Annotated in this window: 19 protein-coding genes and 2 riboswitches; of the genes, 4 read left to right on the forward strand and 15 right to left on the reverse strand. The window is 65.6% G+C overall.

The features are described 5' to 3' along the window. Positions 1 to 4: 4 nt before the first annotated feature. Genes cobF through cbiE form a run of 5 tightly spaced genes read right to left on the reverse strand, consistent with a single transcriptional unit; the run spans position 5 to position 4,413 of the window. Positions 5 to 751 carry a precorrin-6A synthase (deacetylating) gene (gene cobF / locus MRBLSP13_RS00390; protein ID WP_363752008.1) on the reverse strand — a complete coding sequence of 249 codons (747 nt, stop codon included), beginning with the start codon at positions 749 to 751 and terminating at the stop codon, positions 5 to 7. Beyond that, on the reverse strand, positions 748 to 2,067 hold the full coding sequence (locus tag MRBLSP13_RS00395; RefSeq protein WP_363752010.1) for a cobyrinate a,c-diamide synthase: 1,320 nt from the start codon (positions 2,065 to 2,067) through the stop codon (positions 748 to 750). Before MRBLSP13_RS00395 ends, cobF begins: the two co-directional genes overlap by 4 nt. Next, positions 2,064 to 2,846 (reverse strand): precorrin-4 C(11)-methyltransferase, encoded by a 783-nt coding sequence (gene cobM / locus MRBLSP13_RS00400; protein WP_363752013.1) that lies wholly within the window; start codon positions 2,844 to 2,846, stop codon positions 2,064 to 2,066. Before cobM ends, MRBLSP13_RS00395 begins: the two co-directional genes overlap by 4 nt. Then, complete coding sequence (locus tag MRBLSP13_RS00405) at positions 2,843 to 3,208, reverse strand: cobalamin biosynthesis protein (RefSeq protein ID WP_363752016.1); 366 nt, start codon at positions 3,206 to 3,208, stop codon at positions 2,843 to 2,845. Before MRBLSP13_RS00405 ends, cobM begins: the two co-directional genes overlap by 4 nt. Next, entirely contained in the window at positions 3,205 to 4,413 is a 1,209-nt protein-coding gene (gene cbiE / locus MRBLSP13_RS00410) for a precorrin-6y C5,15-methyltransferase (decarboxylating) subunit CbiE (RefSeq protein ID WP_363752019.1), read from the reverse strand. The genes MRBLSP13_RS00405 and cbiE overlap by 4 nt, the downstream gene beginning before the upstream one ends. Here cbiE and MRBLSP13_RS00415 point away from each other — a divergent pair. Next, positions 4,412 to 5,161: a cobalt-precorrin-6A reductase gene (locus MRBLSP13_RS00415; protein WP_363752582.1), complete on the forward strand. Its 750-nt coding sequence runs from the start codon at positions 4,412 to 4,414 to the stop codon at positions 5,159 to 5,161. The genes cbiE and MRBLSP13_RS00415 overlap by 2 nt on opposite strands. On the opposite strand, the gene cobJ is transcribed toward MRBLSP13_RS00415, so the two are convergent. The 10 genes from cobJ to MRBLSP13_RS00465 form a co-directional block, all read right to left on the reverse strand. After that, a complete protein-coding gene (gene cobJ / locus MRBLSP13_RS00420; RefSeq protein WP_363735993.1) occupies positions 5,137 to 5,886 on the reverse strand; it encodes a precorrin-3B C(17)-methyltransferase in 750 nt (249 codons plus the stop codon). The genes MRBLSP13_RS00415 and cobJ overlap by 25 nt on opposite strands. Continuing rightward, complete coding sequence (gene cobI, locus MRBLSP13_RS00425; protein WP_363752021.1) at positions 5,883 to 6,602, reverse strand: precorrin-2 C(20)-methyltransferase; 720 nt, start codon at positions 6,600 to 6,602, stop codon at positions 5,883 to 5,885. Before cobI ends, cobJ begins: the two co-directional genes overlap by 4 nt. Further along, on the reverse strand, positions 6,599 to 7,228 hold the full coding sequence (locus MRBLSP13_RS00430) for a precorrin-8X methylmutase (protein WP_363752024.1): 630 nt from the start codon (positions 7,226 to 7,228) through the stop codon (positions 6,599 to 6,601). The genes cobI and MRBLSP13_RS00430 overlap by 4 nt, the downstream gene beginning before the upstream one ends. Continuing rightward, positions 7,228 to 8,292 carry a cobalamin biosynthesis protein CobG gene (locus MRBLSP13_RS00435; RefSeq protein WP_363752585.1) on the reverse strand — a complete coding sequence of 355 codons (1,065 nt, stop codon included), beginning with the start codon at positions 8,290 to 8,292 and terminating at the stop codon, positions 7,228 to 7,230. The genes MRBLSP13_RS00430 and MRBLSP13_RS00435 overlap by 1 nt, the downstream gene beginning before the upstream one ends. Positions 8,293 to 8,462: 170 nt before the next feature. Next, a riboswitch (cobalamin riboswitch) is annotated at positions 8,463 to 8,681 on the reverse strand. Between the two features lie 72 nt (positions 8,682 to 8,753). Continuing rightward, positions 8,754 to 9,383: a 5,6-dimethylbenzimidazole synthase gene (gene bluB / locus MRBLSP13_RS00440; RefSeq protein ID WP_414714688.1), complete on the reverse strand. Its 630-nt coding sequence runs from the start codon at positions 9,381 to 9,383 to the stop codon at positions 8,754 to 8,756. Then, positions 9,380 to 9,985: a cob(I)yrinic acid a,c-diamide adenosyltransferase gene (gene cobO, locus MRBLSP13_RS00445; RefSeq protein ID WP_363735997.1), complete on the reverse strand. Its 606-nt coding sequence runs from the start codon at positions 9,983 to 9,985 to the stop codon at positions 9,380 to 9,382. Before cobO ends, bluB begins: the two co-directional genes overlap by 4 nt. After that, a complete protein-coding gene (cobN, locus tag MRBLSP13_RS00450; protein ID WP_363752027.1) occupies positions 9,982 to 13,746 on the reverse strand; it encodes a cobaltochelatase subunit CobN in 3,765 nt (1,254 codons plus the stop codon). The genes cobO and cobN overlap by 4 nt, the downstream gene beginning before the upstream one ends. Beyond that, positions 13,747 to 14,787 (reverse strand): cobalamin biosynthesis protein CobW, encoded by a 1,041-nt coding sequence (cobW, locus tag MRBLSP13_RS00455; protein ID WP_363735999.1) that lies wholly within the window; start codon positions 14,785 to 14,787, stop codon positions 13,747 to 13,749. It abuts the gene before it with no gap. Continuing rightward, complete coding sequence (locus MRBLSP13_RS00460; protein WP_363736000.1) at positions 14,784 to 15,875, reverse strand: HoxN/HupN/NixA family nickel/cobalt transporter; 1,092 nt, start codon at positions 15,873 to 15,875, stop codon at positions 14,784 to 14,786. Before MRBLSP13_RS00460 ends, cobW begins: the two co-directional genes overlap by 4 nt. A gap of 153 nt (positions 15,876 to 16,028) precedes the next feature. After that, positions 16,029 to 16,256: riboswitch (cobalamin riboswitch) on the reverse strand. A 122-nt stretch (positions 16,257 to 16,378) separates the two neighbouring features. Then, a complete protein-coding gene (locus tag MRBLSP13_RS00465; RefSeq protein WP_363752030.1) occupies positions 16,379 to 17,314 on the reverse strand; it encodes a LysR substrate-binding domain-containing protein in 936 nt (311 codons plus the stop codon). Positions 17,315 to 17,663: 349 nt separating this feature from the next. Here MRBLSP13_RS00465 and MRBLSP13_RS00470 point away from each other — a divergent pair, with 349 nt between their 5' ends. Genes MRBLSP13_RS00470 through MRBLSP13_RS00480 form a run of 3 tightly spaced genes read left to right on the forward strand, consistent with a single transcriptional unit; the run spans position 17,664 to position 23,428 of the window. After that, positions 17,664 to 20,858: an efflux RND transporter permease subunit gene (locus MRBLSP13_RS00470; protein WP_363752033.1), complete on the forward strand. Its 3,195-nt coding sequence runs from the start codon at positions 17,664 to 17,666 to the stop codon at positions 20,856 to 20,858. Continuing rightward, positions 20,851 to 22,044, forward strand: coding sequence for an efflux RND transporter periplasmic adaptor subunit (locus MRBLSP13_RS00475; RefSeq protein WP_363752036.1), 1,194 nt, complete (start codon positions 20,851 to 20,853; stop codon positions 22,042 to 22,044). The genes MRBLSP13_RS00470 and MRBLSP13_RS00475 overlap by 8 nt, the downstream gene beginning before the upstream one ends. After that, complete coding sequence (locus tag MRBLSP13_RS00480) at positions 22,034 to 23,428, forward strand: efflux transporter outer membrane subunit (RefSeq protein WP_363752039.1); 1,395 nt, start codon at positions 22,034 to 22,036, stop codon at positions 23,426 to 23,428. The genes MRBLSP13_RS00475 and MRBLSP13_RS00480 overlap by 11 nt, the downstream gene beginning before the upstream one ends. Positions 23,429 to 23,473: the final 45 nt, after the last annotated feature.

The raw sequence follows: 23,473 nt of genomic DNA on the forward strand, positions 1-23,473 counted from the left end.
CCGATCAGCCGGGCCCGCGTCTTCGCAGAAGATAGATGTCCATGATCCAGCCGTGCTGCCGCCGGAGTTCGGCGCGGCATGAAATGATTTCGTCCCCCTTGATCGCCAGGGGTCCGTGGATCAGCCTTTCCTGCGGCAGTCCCAGATAGGCGCCCCACCAGATATCGAAATCCTCAGGCAGCAGGGTCTGGAAGGCGCAATGGCCATCCAGCATCACGACCAGGGTGTCGGCGCAGGCTGGCCAGCCCTGCTGGCCAAGGCGCCTGCCAGTGGTGACCAGTACCGGTTGGGCAAGGTCGTTGAGGCAGATCCCATGGGCAGCCGTCAGCGCCTGTATGCTGGTGATGCCGGGAATGACGCGCACTGTTGCGCCCGGCAGGCGGGCGGCAATGCGCAGGCTGCTGTCATAGAGCGACGGATCGCCCCAGACGAGCAGCGCCAGCCTTCCGCCATTGGGAAGATGCAGGGCGATCTGTTCCATCCATAGCCCCGCGATGGCGTCATGCCAGTCGCGGACGGCGCCGACATAGTCGCTCCTGTCGGTTCGCCGCGGCATGTTGAATTCCACGATCTTCACGTCCCGCGTGAGAAGCTGCGCGCAGATGGCGCGGCGCAGGTCGACAAGGTCGGACTTTGCATCGCCCTTGCGCGGCAGCAGGATCATGTCGGCCATGTTCATCGCCTTCTCAGCCGCGCGGGTGAGGTGATCCGGATTGCCCGTGCCGATGCCGATAAGGTCGATGCTGATCATGGGGCGGCTTTCGAGGAGTGAGCGACAAGGTGAAAGAAACCGCCGGTGACGCGGCCACGATGCGATCCCGTGGAGGAAATCGGCTGCCCCTCGGCGTCGGTCACCTGGGCGAGCGGGTGGTCGGGTTGCTCGACGATGGTGGAATAATGGAATTCATGCCCGTTCAGCATCGTTCCTGCGGGCATGCCCCCCATGGGCGCCAGCAAGCGCGCCCGCCGGTAGCCCAGATGGAGGCGCCGTTCCGCGAAGCTGGTGACGAGGCCGAGCAGGCCAGCCATGGCGTGCGCCTGCCCATCGGCGTCGATCAGTGCCTGCCCCAGCACCATATAGCCGCCACATTCGCCATGGATCGGGCGGTCCGACGCGTGGCGTCGCAGGCCGGACAGGAAGCGGCCTGCCCCCGCGATCCGGCCCGCATGCAGTTCAGGGTAGCCGCCGGGCAGCCAGACCGCATCGGCATGGGCCGCCGGGGCTTCGTCCGCCAGCGGGGAGAAGGGAAGGATTTCCGCGCCAGCATTGCGCCAGTCCGACAGGACATGCGCATAGGTGAAAGAAAAGGCCTCGTCACGCGCGACGGCGATACGCTGGCCGGGCGGCGGCATCGACAGGCCCGATCCGCGATAGTGCTGCGCGCCGGAACGAGCTGCGCGCCGGACGATATTCAGGTCGACATGGGCCTCGACGATGTCGCCCATGCGGTCGATGACTCCGTCCAGATCAGCCTGTTCGGCGGCCTGCACCAGACCCAGGTGACGTTCAGGCAGGCGTAGCGACGCGGAACGCGGGATCGCGCCGAATATGGGGATCGCGATCTCCTCCATTGCCACGCGGATCAAGCGTTCGTGGCGTTCGCTGGCGACATGGTTGAGGATGACGCCGGCCATTGAAAGGTTGGGGCGCAGCCCCCGAAAGCCGCTGGCGATGGCGGCGGCGGATTGGCTCTGGCCCGACACGTCCATGACGAGAATCACGGGCCAGCCGAACAGCGCGGCGAGATCGGCGCTCGCGCCGTTGCCAGCTTCCCCTGCGGCGGGGGCGCCATCGAACAGTCCCATCGCGCCTTCGGCCACCATCAGGTCCGCGTCCGCGCCGCCCACGATCGCGGCCATCTGCGATGGGGACATCGCCCAGCTATCGAGATTGAACGAAGGACGGCGGCTGGCGGCCTGCTGGAAGGCCGTGTCGATATAGTCGGGGCCGGATTTGAACGGCTGAACTCTGATGCCCATACGGGAAAAGGCGCGCAACAGGCCGAGCGTGACGGTGGTCTTGCCCGATCCGGATCGGGGCGCCGCGATCAGAAGGCCCGGCGTCATGGCTTGTCGATGAAGATGGAGTCGGCGCTGGCCGGTCGGAAACGGCGGTCATAACCAGGCGCATAGAGGCTGCTTTCCGCAAAATCCTCGTTGTCCAGCACCGGGCCGACCAAAATGATGGCGGTCCGTTCGGGCCCATCCGCAGCGGCCGCCACGATGGTGCCAAGCGTTGCGCGAACGATCCGCTGATCCGGCCAGCTTGCGCGCCATATCACCGCCACGGGGCAATCGCCGCCATAATGCGGCGTCAGGTCGCGCACCACCTGCGCGAGATTGTGGACCGAAAGATGAATGGCAAGCGTCGCGCCGGTTGTCGCGAAAGCAGCCAGGCTCTCACCCCGCGGCATGGAACTGGCCCGGCCCGGTGTCCGCGTAAGGACCAGCGACTGGGCGATTTCGGGCAACGTCAGTTCAGCGCCGATGGCGGCGGCGGCGGCAGCGAAGGAGGGGACGCCCGGTGTAATGCTGAACGGTATGCCGATCGCCTTCAGCCGGCGAAGCTGCTCACCCATGGCCGACCAGATGGACAGATCGCCGGAATGCAGGCGCGCGACATCCTGCCCCATTTGATGGGCCTCCGTGATGATGGCGATGATCTCGTCCAGCGTCAGCGGCGCCGTGTTGACGATCCGCGCGTCCGGGGGGCAGTGATCGAGCAGGGCGGCCGGCACGAGCGATCCGGCATAGAGGCACACCGGACAGCGCGCGATCAGGTCGCGGCCGCGCAGGGTGATAAGGTCGGGCGCTCCGGGACCGGCGCCGATGAAATGGACAGTCATTCGTCAGGACCTTCGGCGATGGCGCAGCTTGCGAGGCGGTCGGAAGAGAGCGCGCGAGGCGCGAGAAGCCGGCCCTTGGGCCTCAGCGCGGCAAGAGCCGCCGCTTCGGCAACGCTGCCCGCGCCATAGGCGGCCATGCTGGCAGGGGATCGGGTAAGCACGGGCTGATCCGACAGGCTTTCCACGCTGACCGCTATAAGGGGAAGGGCGAGGTGGCGTGCCAGGGGCGCAAGCTGCCCGGCCTTGTGACCAATGGTGGCGAGCGCATCGACGGCGATCATCGCGCCCGTCGCCCCCTCAAGCGCTGACTGCAAGGAAGCGAGCGAGGCGCTCTGGCGGAAGCCGAAGCCCGCGACGATCATAGCGACACGCTCCATTGCACCAGCGGATAGGCGGAACGCCAGCCGCGCCGAGTGCCCAATGGTACCGCCTGCGCAAGTTCGATGCGAAGCAGGTCGCCCCCTTTCTCCGCATGCCATTGGGCGAGCAGCGCTTCGGATTCGAGGGTGACGGCATTGGCGACAAGTCGCGTTCGGCCACCGGGCATCGCGAACAGGGTCTCGAGCAGGGGCTGGCTCAGTCCTCCACCGATGAAGACGGCGTCGGGGGGATCGCGCCCGATCAGCACATCCGGCACCTTCCCCGCAACCATGGTCAGACGGTCGGCGCCCAGACGGACGGCGTTGGCGCGTGCGCGCTCGGCGCGTTCCGGATCAGCCTCGAACGCGATGGCTCGCGTGGAGCCATGGGTAAGCAGCCATTCTATGGCGACAGAGCCGGAGCCTGCCCCGATGTCCCACAGCATCTCGCCGGGGCGGGGGGCGAGGGCAGACAGGGTCAGGGCGCGGGCGGGACGCTTGGTGATCTGGCCGTCATGGTCGAACCAATCGTCGGGGATACCGCTGGAGCGAGGGAGCGTCCTGCCGCCGCCCGCCACGGACAGGCCGATCGCCACCGGATGGGCGATGTTGGCGATGTCCAGCCTTTCGGCGCTGCATTGGCGGATACGCTCGCGAGGACCGCCCAGCGCTTCCAGCACGTGCAGGGTAGAGGAACCAAAGCCCTGTTCCGTCAGCCAGGCGGCGAGTTGGGGCACTGCCCGTCCGTCGCGCAACAGCAATATGGCGCGCCGTCCCGGTACCAGACACGAGCGCAGTCGCGTCAGCGGCGCGGCATGAAGGCCATGGCATTCCACCTCCTGAAGCGGCCAGCCCAGCCGGGAGGCGGCAAGCGAGAATGAGGAGGGGGCGGGATGCGCCGTCCACTCGCCGGCTTCCATATGGCGCATCACGACGGACCCTGCGCCGAACCAGAAGGGATCGCCGGAAGCAAGCAGGACGGTCGGCATTCCCCGGCGGGCGAGCAGCGCCGGAATCCCTTCCGCGAACGGGGCTGGCCAGCTGAAGGTTTCGGCCCTAAGGGCTGGCAGCAGCGCAAGATGGCGCGGCGATCCGGCAATGAACGCGGCCTTGTCCAGCGCGGCGCGGGCGGCGGATGACAGGCCGCTGGCGCCGTCTTCGCCAAAGCCGATGATCGTCAGCCAGGGACCGTCAGGAGTATCGGGCATTTCCAACATCCTCATATTGGGCGGGACCACCGAAGCCAGCGCGCTCGCGGCAGCTCTTGCCGAGCGGGGGACGCCCGCGCTGCTGAGCTACGCAGGGCGCACGGAGAAGCCACGGGCGCAGCCGGTGCCGGTGCGTGTCGGCGGCTTTGGCGGGATTGCAGGCCTCGTGCGCTATTTGCGGGAGGAGAGCGTCACTCATCTGGTCGATGCCACCCATCCTTTCGCCGCGACGATGAGCGAGCATGCCGTTGCCGCGGCGCGGGAGGCGGGGGTCGAGCATATCATGTTGACCCGTCCACCCTGGACTGCGGCTGAGGGGGACCAGTGGACGCGCGTGCCCGACATGGCCGGCGCGGTGGCGGCGCTGGCGGGAGCCGCCCGCCGCGTGATGCTGGCGGTGGGTCGCATGCATGTCGATGTGTTCGCTGCACAGCCGCAGCATCATTATCTGCTGCGCTTCGTAGACATGCCCGACGCTGTCCCGCAGTTGCCCCGACATGCGCTGGTGGTCGACCGGGGCCCCTTCACCGCGGAGGCCGAAATGCATTTGATGCGCGCCCATGGGATCGACTGCGTGGTTTCGAAAAATGCTGGTGGCGATGGCGCGCAGGCGAAGCTGATTGCGGCGCGGCAACTGGCATTGCCGGTCGTGATGATCGAGCGCCCGGCCTGTCCGGCCGCGCTGATGACGCATGAGGTTGCCGCGGTGCTGCAATGGCTGGGTCATGCGGCGGAGCGCGGCGTATAGAGGATCGGCGGCCCTGATCGGGTAATCAGCCGGGTGCGGCTGGAACCGACGATGACCATGGTGCGCATGTCCGCCATCTGCGCAGTCGCCTCGCTCAGCGGCACGATGCGCAGAGTTTCTTCGGGCGTGGAAACGGCGCGAGCGAACAGGATAAGCCGATCCTCGCCACATTCCTCGCGCAGGATCGTCAGCGCCCGCCCGAAGCCCTCCGGCCGGGAGCGGGATCGCGGATTGTAGAAAGCCATGGCGAAGTCGGCCTGTGCCGCCAGGCGCAGGCGGCGTTCGATCAGCGGCCAGGGCTTCAGATTGTCGGACAGGTTGATGGCGCAGAAATCATGGCCAAGCGGAGCGCCCGCGCGCGCCGCGGCGGCGAGCATGGCGGTGATGCCGGGGAGCACGCGGATATCGAGATCGCGCCAGTCCTGCGGGCCTGCCTCCATGGCTTCGAACAGGGCCGAAGCCATGGCGAACACGCCCGGATCGCCCGAAGACACCACTGCGACCCGCCTGCCCTGGGCGGCAAGGCTCAGGGCAAGGGCGGCGCGTTCAAGTTCGACGCGATTGTCCGATGCGTGGAGCATGAGGCCCGGTCTTTGCTCCACGCGGGCGACATAGGGGATATATCCGATGACGTCGGTTGCCTGCGCAAGCGCCTCCGTCACCTCTGGCGTGACGAGCGCATCCGCGCCCGGCCCAAGACCCGCTGCCACGATCCAGCCGGTCATGGGCGGCGGCCCTGCCCATGGATCAGCAGGATCGAGAAATAGGCGGTGACATCGGTCGCCTCCGCCAGCGGCCTGATGCGCTGATCCGCCATCGTCGCATATTCGATCAGCCAGGCGTTGTCCTGCCGGCCGGTCGCTTCGATTGCGCGGCGCAGCTTGGGGAGGTTGCGGCCGATCTTCATCACCGCCAGCGCATGGCTGTCACGGATGCGGCGGACGAGTTCCTCTTCGGGCAGCGTCGCCATCAACACGGTCAGGACATCGTCCCCCCAACTGATCGGCGTGCCGCTGGCGGTCCAGGCGCCGGACATGCCGGTGATGCCGGGGACGATCTTCACCGGCGCGGCCAGCCGGCTGTGCAGATGCATGAAGCTGCCATAGAAGAAGGGATCGCCTTCGCAGAGGACGACCACATCCTCTCCGCGCGCGGAGAGTCCTTCCAGATGCGCGGTGCAATCGGCGTAGAAGGCCGAGAGAAGGTCATTGTAGCGGGGGTCGGACAGCGGGATTTCCGTCGTCACCGGATATTCCATCGGGAATTCAATGGTATCGGCGCGCAACATGCCCTCCACGATGCTGCGGGCATGGCCCGACCGTCCCCGCTTGCGGAAATAGGCGATATGTCGGGCGTCGCGGATCAGCCGGTCGGCACGGACGCTCATCAGGTCCTGCGCGCCCGGTCCCAGGCCAACGCCGTGGATGGTCCCGCCGGTCATTCCGCGGGGCTCGCAATGGCATTGACCGCCGCGACCGTGACGGCGCTGCCGCCAAGGCGGCCCTCCACGACGCAGCAGGGGACGGGTTGGGCGTGCCAGAGCGCCTCCTTCGATTCCGCCGCTCCTACGAAGCCGACGGGACAGCCGATGATCGCGGCCGGGCGAGGGCAGGCGGGATCCTCCAGCATGTCGAGCAGATGGAACAGAGCCGTCGGCGCATTGCCGATCGCAACAAGCGCGCCTGCCAGATAAGGCCGCCAGAGTTTAAGCGCGGCGGCAGAGCGGGTGTTGGACATGCGCTCCGCCAGCGCGGGCACTTGCGGATCGTTCAGCGTGCAGAGGATCGGATTGGCGGCCGGCAGGCGCTTTGCAGTGATCCCTTCGGACACCATACGCGCGTCGCAGAGGATCGGGGCGCCGGCCTGAAGAGCGGCGATGGCAGCTTCTGCGAAGGAGGGAGAAAAGCGGATCCGGGACGCAAGTTCGACCAGTCCCGCCGCATGGATCATGCGCACGGCGATGCGCTCCTCCTCAGGCGAGAAGCGGCCGAGATCAGCCTCGGTGCGGATGATGCGAAAGGACTGCCGGTAGATGGCGGCGCCATCGGTTTCATAGTTTTGGGGCATCAGGGCCTTCCAAAATGGGCGAGGACTTGGTCGGCGGTCATGCCGGTCAACTCCGGCGATGATCCGGCGGGGCCGTTGCGGGACAGGTCGAAGCGGCCCTGCCTGCCGGTGAGAACAAGGTCGGCAGGCGCCTGTCGGGCACAGCCCTTGGCGCAGCCCGACACATGCAGGGAGCCATTGACCAGCGGTGCGAGCCGGGAGGCGAGGCTGCGGGTCGCAACGCTTGCCTGCGGGCATGCAGGCGCGCCAGGGCAGGCATCCATCCCGAGCAGCCGGTCAATGGAGACGTTGTCGGCATCCTCCTTGGCCCCTTCGAGGATCAGGCCGCGCCAGGGGGTGATGCGCACGGCGCAGACATTCCCTTTTTCCGCCAGCGCGATGAGGCTGTCGGCATGGAACTGGCCGAAGGGAATGCCGTGAAACGAGCCGGCTGCCGCCGCCAGCGCTTGGGAAGGTGGGCGGGACGGCGCGGGCGCGACATCCGCAACGGTTGGCAGAGGCGCCTTGTGCCGGGCTGCGCGGCCAGATGCTGCCCCGCCCGTGGCCAGAAACCAGTGGAGAAGGGCGCTCAGGTCGCGAGCCGCGTTTTCGCCCCTGGTCGGGGAACCGAGCATCCGTCCGTCCATCCTCAGCAGCAGCACGCCCGTTGCGCTGCGTTCGAAGCGGAAGTCAGCAGGAACAGCCGCAAGGCAGGGCGCCGGGCCGGCGTCGATAGCGATCCCGATCTTGGGGGGAAGTTCGGGCATTTCATCAAGATGCTCGATCAGGCTGAGGGCGATGTTTTCCGTGTCGTCCCCTGGCGAGGAATCTGGCGTGAGCAGGACATTGCCGCGAGCCTCACGGCCGGGATCGGGATCGGCGAGACCAAGAGCGATGAGTTGCCGGAGCAGTGGAGCATGGCTTTGCTCCGTCACGCCGCGAAGCTGGAGCGCGGCGCGGTTGGTAAGGTCGATCAGGCCGTTGCCGTGCGAACGGGCCGCTTTTGCAAGTCCGATGGCCTGCGGCACGGTGAGGCGGCCCAGGCGCGGGCGCACCCGTACCAGCAACCCGTCGCCTGCCGTCATCGGACGCCATGCCGATGGACACCAGCCGCGAACGGCGGCGGACGATGCGCTTTGCGCGTCTGGCAACGAACTTCACCTCCCACGTCGCAACGACGACCGGAGGATGTCCCCCAGCCGCATTCGTCGCCCGTGCGGAGAACCGAGCCGTGACCATCCCCTGGACCATGGCTAGAGCGACCTTTGCGTTCGGCAGGTATCCTGGCTTGCGGGTCGTCGCCTTGGCACGGGCCTTCCCGGATTGCTCCAGTGGCTGGCCACCCCGGATGGGGGGCCGTCCTTGCCTTGCTCGCCGCTTACAGTTGCAGGGACAGCCGCGGATTAGGGAGTATCCTCCCGCACCGCGTTCCCATTTAAGCCCCTCGCGGGGCACCGACGCGATCGATGGAGCGGGCGGAACCCGTTCCAGCAACGCCTCATAGGCGGGGAGGACGGTAAAGGAAAGAGCCGTTCAGCGGCAATCGTCAGCGCGTGACGATCGCGGAATGCCAGTCGGTGCGATGTTCCCAGCCCCGTCTTTCCAGTTCCGGCGTCGCCTCTTCGCTTACAGGATAGCCCAGGCATATCAGCCCGAGGCAGCGCCAGTTGCCGGGAATGGCAAGCATCGCATCCACCGTCGCAGGATCCAGTATCGACACCCAGCCCAGCCCAATGCCGCGCGTGCGGGCGGCAAGCCACAATGTGTGGATGGCCATCACGCAACTGTAGCGGCGCGCCTCCGGCATGGTGATTGCGCCCAGCCTGTGCCCTGTTTCAGTGCCTTCGTCGCAATAGACGGCGAACAGCACGGGCGCTTCGCGCAGCCCGTGCAATTTGAGGCTGCGGTAAAGCCGGTCCTCCTCCCCGTCATAGATCTTGCCTGCCCGGGCAATCTGGGCATCTACATGGACGGCGAGATCCTGGCGCAGCCCCGGCGTTTCGATCCGGACGAACCGCCAGGGCTGCGACAGCCCCACGGACGGGGCGCTGTGCGCAAGGGCGAGGAGCCTTTCCACCTCGCTTTCGTCCAGCGGGTCGGTCAAAAAATGGCGAACGTCGCGGCGCAGGTGGACCAGATCCTCGAAGGCGGCGATGTCGAAGGCGGTGTGTGTCAGAATTCGATTCCCGGCTGGGCCTTCACGCCGCTGCGGAAGGGATGTTTGACAAGCGTCATTTCCGTGACGAGATCGGCCGCGTCGATCAGCGCTTCGGGCGCGTTGCGGCCGGTGATGAGCACATGTTTCATCGGGCTTCTGGCGGTCACGGCTTCCAGAACCTCTTCCACGGGCAGGTAGTCATAACGCAGGACGATGTTGAGTTCATCGGCAAGGACCATGTCATAGGCCGGATCGGCGATCATGCGTTTCACCTCATCCCACGCTTCGCGCGCCAGGGCAATGTCCCGGGTCCGGTCCTGCGTATTCCAGGTGAAGCCTTCGCCCATCGGCTTGAACTCGACATTGTCCGGAAACGCGTCGAACACCCGTTTTTCTCCGGTGGTCATCGCACCCTTGACGAACTGGACGACGCCCACCTTCCTGTCATGGCCAATGGCGCGGACCACCATGCCCAGGGCAGCGGTCGTCTTGCCCTTGCCCTTGCCGGTGTGGACGATCAACAGGCCCTTTTCCTGCGTCTTGGTGGCCATGATCCTGTCATGGGCGGCCTGTTTCTTCTTCATCTTTTCGGCATGTTGTTCGGGCGTGCGTTCGATCATTGCGAGGCATCCTTGATTTGGGAGAGAAGCATGGCGGCGCTGTTCGACCGGGGTTTCCAAAGGGCGCGGTCCAGCGCCTCGTGGAGGCGGGCGGCGGTTTCACGCAGGGCTGCCGGATTGGCCTGCGCCATGAAGGCGCGGACCGTCTCATCCTCCATGAAGGCGGCATGGACGGCGTCGAAATGATGGTCCTTGACGGCATGGGTCGTGGCGGCAAAGGCGAACAGATAGTCGACCGAGGCCGCGATTTCGAACGCACCCTTATAGCCGTGACGCATCATCCCGGCGATCCATTTGGGGTTGGTGACGCGGGCGCGGACGACCCGGCCGATCTCATCCTCCAGCGTGCGGACGACAGGACGTTCGGGGCGGCTGTGGTCGTTATGATAGCTGAGCGGCTTCCTGCCGGAGAGATGCTCGACGGCGGCGGCCATGCCGCCTTCGAACTGATAATAATCATCGCTGTCGAGCAGGTCGTGCTCGCGATTGTCCTGGTTCTGTATCAGGGCGTCGACGTCGGTCAGGCGCCGGGCGAAGAGGCTGCGTTCGCTGTCGCCCTCCACCCCGCCGCCATAGGCATGACTGCCCCAGTCGAGATAGACATTGGCCAGATCCGACCTGTCATGCCAGATCCTCTCGTCGATCATCGCCTGAAGGCCTGCGCCATAAGCGCCGGGTTTCGACCCGAAGACGCGGCTGCCTGCCCGGCGCAGCGCGACCTTTTCCGCCATGCCCTCCGCGATCAGGGCCGCGGTTTCCGCCTGATGGCGCGCTGCGGCCGGGTTGTCTTCCTCCGGTTCGTCCAACGCCATGACGGCGCGGGCTGCGCTGTCGACAAGGTCGATCTGCTCCGGGAAGGCATCCCGGAAAAAGCCCGAAACACGCAAGGTGACGTCGACGCGCGGGCGGCCCAGTTCCGCGATCTTCATGACCTCGAACCCGATGACGCGGCCGGAAGCCCAGTCCCAGCGGGGACGCGCACCCATCAAGGCAAGCGCCTGCGCAATGTCGTCGCCGCCCGTGCGCATATTGGCGGTGCCCCAGGCCGAAAGGGCGATGGCGCGGGGATAGTCGCCCTCGCGCTGGAGATAGTCCTGCACGATGAGATCGGCGGAGCGTTGCCCGAGATTCCAGGCGGCGACCGTGGGCACGGCCCGGGTATCGACAGAATAGAAATTGCGGCCGGTGGGAAGGACGTCGGGCCGGGCCCTGGTGGGCGCTCCGGAAGGGCCGGGGGCGACGAATTTGCCGTCGAGGGCGTTAAGGAGCGCGGCCTTTTCGGCACGTCCGCAGGCATCGACGCGGGGCGCGAGATCGGCTTCTATGGCCTTGAGAACGGCCTCGCTTAGCGGGCCAGGGGTGCCCGGCCGCTGAATGCCGTCATGCCCCTGTTCGCGGGACAGATGGTCCACCAGGTCGATGGCAAAGAGTTCCAGCCGTTCGACCGTGTCGCCCCTGGTGCGCCAGGGGGCCTTCGCGACAGCCTCCAGGGCGACCGGGCGGGCGCCGGTCCATGCCTCGCCCATCACGCAATCCAGGGGATCGAAATCCAGCGCCAGATCATCGGCCAGCGCGCGCAGCAGCGATTGCTGGCCTTCCTCCATCCCTCTGGGACAGCGGGCGAGGGCGATGAGGAGATCCCGGCGGAGACGGCCTTCCGGGCTCTGCGTGAAGACATGCAGTCCATCACGGATCTGCATTTCCTTGAGTTCACACAGATAGTTATCGATTGCTGCTAAGGCCTCGTCTCCGCTTCCTCGCGCGCCTGCATCCCTGTCCAGTCCCTGCGCGGCGGCGAGCGCCAATATGTCCTTGCGCAGCGTTTCCAGCCGGCGGGGGTCCATGCCGGCGGCAAGATAATATTCATCGACCAGCGCCTCCAGCTCCTTGAGCGGACCATAGCTTTCGGCGCGCGTCAGCGGCGGCGTCAGATGGTCGACGATGCACGCGCCGATGCGGCGCTTCGCCTGGGTGCCTTCGCCGGGGTCGTTGACGATGAAGGGGTAGATTTGCGGAATCGGTCCGGCGCAGATTTCCGGGAAACAGCTTTCCGACAGGGCGACGGCCTTCCCCGGCAGCCATTCGAGATTGCCATGCTTGCCGACATGAACGACGGCATGCGCTCCAAACGCGTCGGCCAGCCAGATATGGAAGGCGAGATAGGCATGGGGCGGCGGCAGCGCCGGGTCGTGATAGCTGTTCCTGGGATCGATATGATAGCCGCGCGAAGGCTGGACGGCGACGACGATGTTGCCGAAACGGTGCGCCGGCAGGTGGAAGGCGCCGTCGCGGAAAAAGGGATCGGCTTCGGGTGGGCCCCAGCGGTCCTGGACCGCATTACGCGCCGCTTTGGGTAGCGAGGCGAAGGCCACCTGATAGGCGTCGAGCGGCAGGCTGACCTCGCCGGGGCGATCCGGAGAGGTATTGGTGACTGCGCCGGTCATGAGGTGCATCAGTGCGGTGCCGTCGGTGGGAGCAGTGCCCGTCTGGTAGCCCGCCTCCGACAGAGCCTTCAAAATGGCGGCGGCGCTTGCGGGCGTGTCCAGCCCGACGCCGTTGCCGATGCGGGCGTCGCTGTTGGGGTAGTTGGCCAGAACCATCGCGACCCGGCGCTCATTGGCTGGTAACTTTCTGAGTTTTGACCAGTTTGCAGTAAGTTGTGCAACGAAGCTGACACGGTTTTCCAGAATATGGGGTGTCACGATGCTGCATTCCGTAAGCTCGTCAAACCGCGCCACAGCCTTGAAGGCGACGGCGCGCGTGAAGAGACGACCGTCCACTTCGGGCAGGGCGATATGCATCGCAAGATCGCGAGGGCCCAATCCCCGCGCGCTGGCCTCCCAATTGTCATGCTCCGCGCTGGCGAAGATCGTCTGGAGGATGGCGCAGTCCGCCTGCTCAAGGATCGAGGGCGTGCGCGGCTCTCCCGGCGCGCTGGCGGCAAAGGCGGTGGCGTTGAGGATGACGTCCGGCGGGGTTCCCGCCATCAGATGGCGCAGGAAATCCCTGGCAAATGGTTCGCGCAAGGCACGGACATGGACAGGAAGGACATTAAGGCCGGCGGCCTCCAGTCCCGCGATCATGCGGTCCACCGCATCCAGCGTACCGGCGATCAGCAGGGCACGGTAGAAGAGGAAAAGGGCGGTGGGCCGACCGGCCTGCCATCGGGCCTTGACCTGATCCAGGGTCGGGCGATCGTGACCAGGCAGATAAAGGCCCGCATCGGCCACCGGGACGGGCGCATCGGCAGCGCCCGCGTCGAAGCCGGCAAGATCAGCGGCCTTTCGCAGGAAAGCGATGGCATTGGCTATGCCGCCCTGCCTCAGATAGTCGCGCAGCAGACCGCAGCTTTCCGGGCCGACGGTCGAAGCGGCGCGCAATTCGGGATCATCTTCCCGATCATCCGCGATGGCGGCGAAGGCAATGCCTTTCTCCCGCGCGATATTTGAAATCTCATCAATGCCATATGGCCAATAGCTCTTACCCCCTAGCAAGATGATGCAGACGAATTTGGCATGGGCCACGACCTTCTCGACATACATGTCGACCGAATAGGGATGTTTGAGCTGGAGAAGGTTGGCGAGCCGGATGCGCGGCGCGCCTTCCCCCAGTTCCTGCGTGAGCGCATGGGCTGCGCTGGCGAAACAGGCCAGTTCGCTGTCCGCCACGGTCAGCAGCACGATATCCCCCGGTGACTGGCCGAGGTCTATGGCTTCGTCGCCATTGGAGACGGTGCCGGGCGTGGCGGTCAGCAGATGCATTCAAGCGGTCGCCATCTGGGCGCTCAGTCCGGCCGCTATCGCGGCGCGGTCCATGCCGCGCTGGCCAATCACCACCAGCCGGGACCGGCGCGGCTCGCCGGCCTGCCAGTGCCGGTCATAATGATGCTGGATGCGCGGACCGACCGCCTGAAGAACCAGGCGTGCCGGGCGCCCCTCAATGGCGAGGAAGCCCTTGACCCGCAATATGTCATGGGCGGCAATGCTCTGCGCGAGCGCCGTCAGCAACGGCTCTGGCCCAGCAAGTTCGCCCAGATCCACGACGAAGCTGTCAAAATCGTCATGGTCATGATCCTCCTCATCGTCATGGTGGGAGGGGCGGGCATCGATCTGGTCCTCCACGCCCGCGTCGAGACCGAGCAGGATGGCGGGGTCAATCTCTCCTCTGGCGGTGCGGAGGATGCGGACGCCGGGTCGGATTTCCCGGGCCAGCTCCTGCTCCAGCACCGCCAGGCGATCTGGCTCCACCAAGTCGGTCTTGTTGAGCAGGACGAGGTCGGCACAGGCGAGTTGATCCTCGAACAGTTCCTCGATCGGGCTGTCATGATCCAGCGTCGGGTCGGCGGCGCGGGCAGCCGCGAGCGCCGCTTCGTCATGGGCGAAGCGGCCGGCGGCCAGCGCGTCGGCATCTATCAGGGCAATGACCCCGTCAACCGTGGCCCGCGTCCGGATGTCGGGCCATTGGAACGCCTTCACCAGCGGCTTGGGTAGGGCCAAGCCGCTGGTCTCTATGATGATGTGATCAGGCGGGACAGGGCGATCGAGCAGTTTTTGCATGGTCGGCAGGAAATCGTCGGCCACGGTGCAGCAGATGCAGCCATTGGCCAGTTCGATGATGTCGTCATCCGGGCAGGCTGCGTCGCCGCACCCCTGAACCAGCGCGCCATCGACGCCCACATCCCCGAATTCGTTGATGATAAGGGCGAGGCGGCGGCCGCCGGCATGCTGGATGAGGTGACGGATCAGCGTGGTCTTGCCGGCGCCCAGAAAGCCGGTGATGACGGTTGCAGATACCTTTTTCATGCGGGATTTCCTTGCGGTTGGCGGCTAGCGGCGGGGATGAGTTCGATCTCGTCGAAGCCCTTCCAGCGATAGAAGGCCCAACTCGCCAGCCAGCAGGCGGCGAACAGGCCGATGATGATGAAACCGAGGCTGTTGAAATGGGCGCCCAAATCGGCGGCGAGGGTCCAGATGCCGCCGCTGAGGCCGAGCTTGTCGCCGAGCAGCGCCGCCGCCTCGATCCCGCCGATCAGCAGCGCGACCAGCGCCGACATCAGCGTTATGGTGATATTATAGTAGAGCTTGCGGATCGGTTTCACGAACGCCCACTGATAGGCGCCCATCATCAGCGCGCCGTCCGTGGTGTCGATCAACGCCATCCCCGCCGCAAAGAGCAGGGGAAAGATAAGGACGGTCGCAATGGAAAGGCCGCTGGCGGCCTGGCCGGCGGAAAGCCCCAGAATGGCGACCTCTGTCGCGGTATCGAAGCCCAGACCGAAAAGAAAGCCGAGCGGCGCCATGTGCCAGCTTCGCGTCACCAGCCGGAAAAGCGGGCGGAAAAGGCGCGACAGGAGACCCCGATTGCTCAGGAGAATGTCCATATCTTCATCGACATAGGCGCCACCCCTTCGAACATGATTGAAGGTCTTCAGCACGGATTGGAGGATGACCAGATTCATCGCCGCAATGGCAAGGAGGAAGGTCGCGGACACCAGCGTCGCAATGGTGCCGCCAATGGCTCCTGCGGCTTCGACGCGGCTGAGAGCATTGGCGGCGAAAGCGATGAGGACAGCGGCGATCAGCACGATGCCGCTATGGCCGATGGCGAACCAGAAGCCGACCGTAAGGGGCCGCTGGCCGTCCTGCATCAGCTTGCGGGTCACGTTGTCGATGGCGGCGATATGATCGGCGTCGACGGCATGGCGCAGGCCCAGGCTCCAGGCAAGCACCGCCGTGCCGAGCATGACGGGATCGCCCGCGAAGATGGTGAAGGCCGCGATCCAGGCGGCCAGATTGGCGGCGATGAGACCGGCGAACATGCCGGTGGCGCGGCGACGCAGGCCGCCAGGAGGCGCCTGCATCGATGCTGGCGCATCGGAGGAAATGGTCATCGGACGGTATCCCGTCGGCGTCTGCGAAACCGGACGGAAACCGCCTTCATGCCGGGCGGACGCTCTTGCGCCCGGCATGCGGACAGCAGCTCCCGCTGCGAGAAGCGTCGCTCAGACGGAGGACCGTGCCGCGGCCATCCCCTGGACCAAGGCAAGAGCGACCAGACGCAGGCAGGTTTCCTGGCTTGCGGGTCACGGCTCGGCGCATGGCCTTCCCAGGCCTCGCATGGTTTAGCGTCCGGCCCAGTGGCTGATCATCCGGTGTTCCGGAGGATCGCTATGCGTCTCGCTCACCGCTTACAGTTGCAGGGACAGCTGCGGATTCATCACCGCATTCCCTATTAAGCCCCTTGCGAGGGCACCGGCGCGATCATGAAGACCAACCGAAACCGGTCTTCACGGCCGTGCATAGAGGCTGGGAAAAGAAATGGGAAGGGGCGGCGTCATCGCCCAATGCTTCATCAGCGGTCGTTCCCTGATGAAGCATTGGGCGATGAACCCCGTCATGGCGGGGTGGCGCATCGGCTGTCGCTGGAAGTGATTCCGGTCGACCGGCATTCTTCGAGCAGGGTGTCGAGGAACGCCAGGCCGGTGGGCGACAGTTCCCGATCGTGGATCAGCCAGAGTGAACTCATGACCGGCAAGTCGAACGGGCGGTTGACCACATTGTCAAGGTGCAGCCGCGCCATTGACAAGGGTATGACCGTAGGCCCGAACCCCGCCGAAACCAGGCCCAGCAGAGTGGCCAGGCTGCGGGCTTCATGGGAGATTTTGGGGACGAAGCCAGCCTCCGTGCAAAGGGCCCGGAAATGTTCCGTGAAGCCGGTGCCATTGGGTGCGCCGTACAGGACCAGCGGTTCATCGAAAAGGTCGGCAATCCGGGGAGGGTCCGCCCTCAGCGCCAGCGGATGATCCGCGCGCAGCGCCAGCACCATCTCTTCCTTGAGCAGGCATTGCGACAGCAAGCCATCAGGCAGCGTCAATGCCGTGAAATCACGCAAGATTCCAAGATCGAGCTGACGGCTGGCGACCCCCTCTATCTGTTCGTCCCGGCCCTGTTCGCGCAGGATCAGTTCGACGTCGGGATGGGCTTTGCGGAAGCGGTAGAGTGCGCGCGCGATCGGCGGCACGAAGGGTCCGGACGTAGTGAAACCCAGCCCCAGCCGCCCGATCTCCGCACGCTGCGCCATGCGCGCGATCTGTGCGGCGCGGTCGGCCTGGGCAAGCGTCCTGCGGGCTTCCGGCTCGAACAGCCGGCCGGCTTCCGTCAGGCGCACCTTGCGGCTGGTGCGATCGAACAGGCGGACGCCAAGCTCCTCCTCCAGGGCGCGGATTTGCTGGCTGAGCGGCGGCTGGGATATGCCAAGGCGAAGCGCGGCGCGGCCAAAATGCATCTCTTCAGCGACGCACAGGAAATAACGAAGGTGGCGCAGGTCCATATATCATGTCGTCAAAGATATCGATCATGCCATATTATATATTAGACGTGGAATGTCCAAGGGCGCATGGGCGTTTCCGAATGCGGCGGTGTCCCATGACCGTCGGGCGGAGGTGCGCGGGCTATGCCCCCTCATTGCCGCAGCACTCCGCCATGGTCGGGGATGTCGTCGCATTCTTGGGCGCTTTGTCAGGCAGGCCGGTCATCGACAATCGCCTGAAAATGCGAAAAAAGATATGCGCATTTCCTGGCGCTGTTCGTCCCTGGTCCCAGAAGGCGAAAATATATTCGGAGAGGTCGCGTTTCATGTGCGGCGGGGATCACCTGGCGGCGCTTGCGTGGAGTCGTGAATGATCGATATCGTCAAGGTTGCCCTACATCGTCCGCTGACCTTCATCGTAATGGCAATCCTGATCGCGATCGGCGGGGTTCTGGCGGCCGTGCGCACCCCGGTCGACATCTTCCCCAACATCCGCATCCCGGTGGTGGCCGTTGCCTGGCAATATGCGGGCCTGTCGCCGGAGGACATGGCGAACCGCATCGTCAATCCCTATGAGCGGGTGCTGACGACGACGGTCAATGATATCGACCATATCGAGAGCCAGTCGCTTCAGGGTATCGGCGTCATCAAGATCTATTTCCAGCCGGGCGCCGACATCCGGACCGCCACGGCGCAGGTGACATCGGTGTCGCAGACCGTGCTGCGCCAGATGCCGCCGGGAATTACGCCACCGCTGATCCTGAACTATAGTGCATCGACCGTTCCCATCCTCCAGCTTGCCCTGTCGGGAAAGGGGCTGTCGGAACAGCAATTGTTCGACATGGGCATGAACCAGGTCCGCCCGCCTCTGATCACGGTGCCCGGTCTTGCCATGCCATTCCCGTCCGGCGGCAAGCAGCGGCAGGTTCAGATCGACCTCAACCCGCTGGCGCTTCAATCGAAGGGGCTGTCGGCGCAGGATGTGGGCGCTGCCATCGCGGCGCAGAACCAGATCAACCCGGCCGGCTTCGTCAAGATCGGCGAAACGCAATATAGTGTGAAGTTGAACAACGCCCCGTCCTCCATCGAGGCACTGAACGACCTGCCGGTCAAGGTCGTGAACGGCGCGACCATCACCATGCGGGACGTCGCGCATGTTCGCGACGGCAGCGGTCCGCAGCAGAATATCGTGCATGTCGAGGGCAGCCGGTCGGTGCTGCTGACCGTCCTCAAGAACGGCGCGACCTCCACCCTGGCGATCGTTGACGGCGTCAAGCAGAAACTGCCGCAGATTGCCGCGGGCCTGCCCGACGCGCTCAAGATCCTGCCCATCGGCGATCAGTCGCTTTTCGTGAAGGCAGCCGTGGAAGGCGTCATTCATGAAGGCGCGATCGCCGCGGCGCTGACATCGCTGATGATCCTGCTGTTCCTGGGATCCTGGCGTTCGACGGTGATCATCGCCCTGTCGATCCCGCTCGCCATATTGGCCGCCATCGCGGCGCTGGCAGCTTTCGGCCAGACGCTGAACGTCATGACGCTGGGCGGCCTGGCCCTGGCGGTCGGCATATTGGTCGACGATGCGACCGTGACCATAGAAAATATCAACTGGCATCTGGAACAGGGCAAGGGCGTGATCGAAGCCATATTGGACGGCGCGGCGCAGATCGTGACGCCGGCCTTCGTATCGCTGCTGTGCATATGCATCGTTTTCGTGCCGATGTTCTTCCTGCCCGGCGTCGCAGGCTTCCTGTTCGTGCCGATGGCCCTGTCCGTCGTATTCGCGATGATCGCGTCCTTCATCCTGTCGCGGACGCTGGTGCCGACCATAGCGATGTATCTGCTGAAGCCCCATGCCGAGGGGGGCGATATGCACCTGGCCGGGGCGCCCGCTTCCCGCAATCCGCTGGTCCGGTTCCAGCGCGGGTTCGAAAAGCGCTTCGAGAAGACCAGGCGCGGCTATGTCGGGCTGCTGCACCGGGCGCTCCATGCGCGCAAGCCCTTCCTGCTGGGCTTCATGGCCATCGTGCTGCTGTCCTTCGCGCTGCTGCCGATGCTGGGCAGCAATTTCTTCCCCTCGGTCGATTCCGGCCAGATCGCGATGCATGTGCGCGTGCCGGTGGGCTCGCGGATCGAAGACAGCGCCGCGCGCTTCGATCGCATCGCGCGGGAAGTCCGCTCGATGATTCCGGCGGAGGAACTCGCCTCCATCACGGACAATATCGGCCTGCCGGTCAGCGGCATCAACACCATCTACAACAATAGCGGCACCATTGGCCCGCAGGATGGCGACATGCTGATCGCCCTGACGAGGGATCACCGGCCGACCGACGAGATTGTCGCGAAGCTGCGGCGGGAATTGCCCCGTCGCTTCCCTGGAACGAGCTTCGCCTTCCTGCCGGCCGACATCACCAGCCAGATCCTAAATTTCGGCGCGCCAGCCCCCATCGACGTGCAGATTGCGGGCAAGAATGCCGATGGCAACCGCGCCTATGCCCAGAAGCTGCTGGCGAGGATGGCGGCCATTTCCGGGCTGGCCGATGCCCGTATCCAGCAGCCGGCACGCTCGCCCCAGCTCGAGGTGGAGGTCGACCGTTCGCGGGTCGGGCAATATGGACTTTCGGAGCGCGACGTGACGACCAGCCTGGCCAGCCAGCTTGCGGGTACTTCGCAAACGGCACCGGTCTATTTCGTGAATCCGGAAAACGGCGTCCAGTATCCGGTGGTCGCGCAGGCGCCGGAATATCTTGTGGGATCGATGAGCGATCTCAGCAATGTGCCGGTGTCGAGCAGTGCGTCCGGCGCCCCTGTTCAGCCGCTGGGCGGGCTGGCGACGATCCGGCGGTCCAACACGGTGCCGGTTGTCACGCACTATGATATTGCGCCCGTGCTGGACATTTTCGCGACGACGCAGGGACGGGATCTGGGCGCGGTCGCCGCCGATGTTCAACGGGCGATCAAATCATTGGAGAAGGAACTGCCCAAGGGCACGACCGTCACAATTCGCGGCCAATATGCGACGATGAACACGGCCTTTTCGGGGCTTGGCTGGGGTCTGGCGGGGGCGATCGTGCTGATCTACCTGTTGATCGTCGTCAATTTCCAGAGCTGGGTCGATCCCTTCGTGATCATCACCGCCTTGCCCGCGGCGCTGGCGGGCATTGTGTGGATGCTGTTCATTACCGGCACGACATTGTCCGTGCCGGCGCTGACCGGGGCGATCATGTGCATGGGCGTGGCGACCGCCAACTCCATCCTGGTCGTCAGCTTTGCGCGGGAAAAGCTCGCCGAACTCGGCGATGCCGGCAAGGCCGCGCTGGAGGCGGGCATGGTGCGCTTTCGCCCGGTGCTGATGACCGCGCTCGCCATGATCATCGGAATGGGACCGATGGCGCTCGGCCTGGGCGATGGCGGCGAGCAGAATGCGCCGCTTGGCCGCGCCGTCATCGGCGGCCTGATCTGCGCGACCATCGCAACCCTGTTCTTCGTCCCCACCATTTTTGCCTTCGTCCATCGCAAGCATGGGCAGAAGGCGCCTTCCCTGGAAATGCAGCCCCACCATGTCTGAGCACAACCCCATCGAACATCCCGAGGCACAAGGCCCCGACAGCCGCACGCTGAAGCGGGTGGGCGTCGGTGCGGCGGTCATCGCCGTCGCTGTTGTCGGCCTGGGCATCGCATCGCGCATCCACGCGACCAATGAGCTGAAGCAGGTGGCCGCCGACGCCGCCATACCCACCGTCGCGGTCGTGATGCCCGCCACCGCCGGCGAGGGCGACGCGCTGGTTCTGCCTGGCAATGTTCAGGCCTATAACAGCGCGGCGATCTTTGCCCGGACCAACGGCTATGTGCGGCGCTGGCTGGCCGATATCGGCGATCATGTCCGGGCCGGCGAGCCGCTTGCCATATTGGACGCGCCAGAGGTTGACCAGCAGCTCGCGCAGGCGCAGGCGGATTATCAGACCGCGCTCGCCAATGAACGGCTGGCCGCCACCACCTCCCGGCGGTGGTCGTCGATGTTGGCGCAGGATGCCGTTTCACGGCAGGAGGCGGACGAGAAGGCCGGCGATCTTGCCGCGCGCAAGGCGCTGTCCAACGCCGCGCTCGCCAATGTGAAGCGCTTGCAGGCGCTGCAAGGATTCACCCGGCTGTCGGCGCCGTTCAGCGGCGTAGTGACCAGCCGGTCGGCGCAGATCGGGGCGCTGGTGGTGGCGGGCAATGCGGCGGCCCAGCCCTTGTTCACCGTGTCGGACACCCACCGGATGCGCATCTATGTGCGCGTGCCGCAGGGCTATTCGGCGGCCATCAGGCCCGGCATGGCGGCAACGCTGACCCTGCCGGAATATCCCGGGCGCAGTTTCGATGCGATGCTGACCAGCAGTTCGGGTGCGGTAGATGCGCAGTCAGGCGCGGTGCTGGTGCAGTTGCAGGCGGACAATGGCGACGGCGCGCTGAAGCCGGGTGCTTACGCGCAGGTCCGCTTCAAGGTGCCGGCGGGATCCGGCAATGGCGTGACCTTGCCGGGAAGCGCGATCCTCTACGGCAATGACGGACCGACCGTAGCGGTGGTGGGAGGGGATGGCCGCGTGGCCGTAAAGCCAGTCGCCATCGCCCGCGACGAGGGCAATGTCGTGTTGCTCTCGGGTGGGGTCCGGCCAACAGACCAGGTCATCGACACGCCGCCCGACGCCATTCGCAGCGGCGACAAGGTGCGCGTCCAGAGAGCTGCCAAGGCTGTGGCCCATGGTGGTTGATCGCAGGATTGCGTTTCTGCTGCTGGTGGGGCTGGCGGGATGTTCGATGGCGCCGGACTATCAACCGCCTGCAACCCCGGTGCCGCAGAATTTCAAGGAATTGGAAGGGTGGACGGCTGCGACGCCGATGGATCAGGCTCCGCGTGGCCAGTGGTGGGAAGCCTTTGGCGACCCGGTGCTGAACGATCTGGAGGCGCGGGCAGAGCAGGCGAGCCCGACCCTGGCGGCGGCGTTGGCGCGCTATGACCAGGCGAAGGCGGCGGCAGGGATCGAGCGGGCGGACCTGTTTCCGCAGGTAAACGCAGGGGGCGACGCGAGCCGTCAGCGGCTGTCGGGCAATCGCTTCGGCGGCAATGGGGCGGCGCCGGTCTATGATGATTTTTCGGTCGGGGCGACGCTCGACTATGAGTTGGACCTGTGGGGCCGCATCCGCAACAGCGTGAAAGCGGCGCGGGCTGACGCGCAGGCAAGCGAAGCCGATCTTGCGTCCGCCCGGCTCAGCCTTCAGGCGGCTGTGGCGGATGCCTATGCCCGGTTGCGCGGGCTGGATGCGGAGGCGGAACTGCTGCGCCAGACGGTGGATGCGTTCGGCAAGGCCTATCGCCTGACCACGACGCGGCATGATGGCGGCATAGCGTCCGGCATCGACGTCAATCGCGCGAAGACCGTGCTGGACAATGCGCAGGCGCAGATTTCCGCCGTCGCCAATGAGCGGGCGGCGACCGAGCATGAGATCGCCGCGCTGGTGGGGGCCATAGCGTCCGACTTTTCGATCCCGGTGCGGGTGCAGCCGCTCACGGCGCCCGAACTGCCGGTCGGCGCCCCTTCGCAACTGTTGCAGCGCAGGCCGGACATTGCCGCTGCCGAACGGCGAATATTTGCGGCCAATGCACGGATCGGCGTGGCGAGGGCAGCCTTCTTCCCGACGCTGACGCTGGGACTGTCCGGCGGCTATCAGGCCAGTCATGGCGAATTGTTCAGCAAGCCAAACAGCTTCTGGGGTTTAGGCCCGGCATCCGCAGTCCTGGCATTGTTCGACGGGGGACGGCGCAGGGCGGGGGTCAGAATGTCGCGCGCGGAATATGAGGAAATGACGGCGGGCTATCGGGAAACCGTGCTGGGCGCGTTCCGGCAGGTCGAGGATGCCCTGGCGGCGAACCGGCATCTGGCCGATCAGGCGGTGAGCCAGCGCGGCGCGGCGACGGCGGCCGGGCGGACCAGCGAGCTGGCGCTCACGCGATATCGCGATGGCGCGTCCGATTATCTGGAAGTGGTGACGGCGCAGACCGACGCGCTGGAAGCGCAGCGGGCTTTGCTGGCGGTGCAAACCCAGCGGATGCGGGCGAGCGTCGCGCTGGTGAGGGCCTTGGGCGGGGCCGTTTGAAGAAGCCTGGTTGAAGCGATCGATCGGCTCGGATTGACCGCTCCA

It is taken from the genome of Sphingobium sp. LSP13-1-1.1, from assembly GCF_040676415.1.
Classification (GTDB): Bacteria; Pseudomonadota; Alphaproteobacteria; order Sphingomonadales; family Sphingomonadaceae; genus Sphingobium.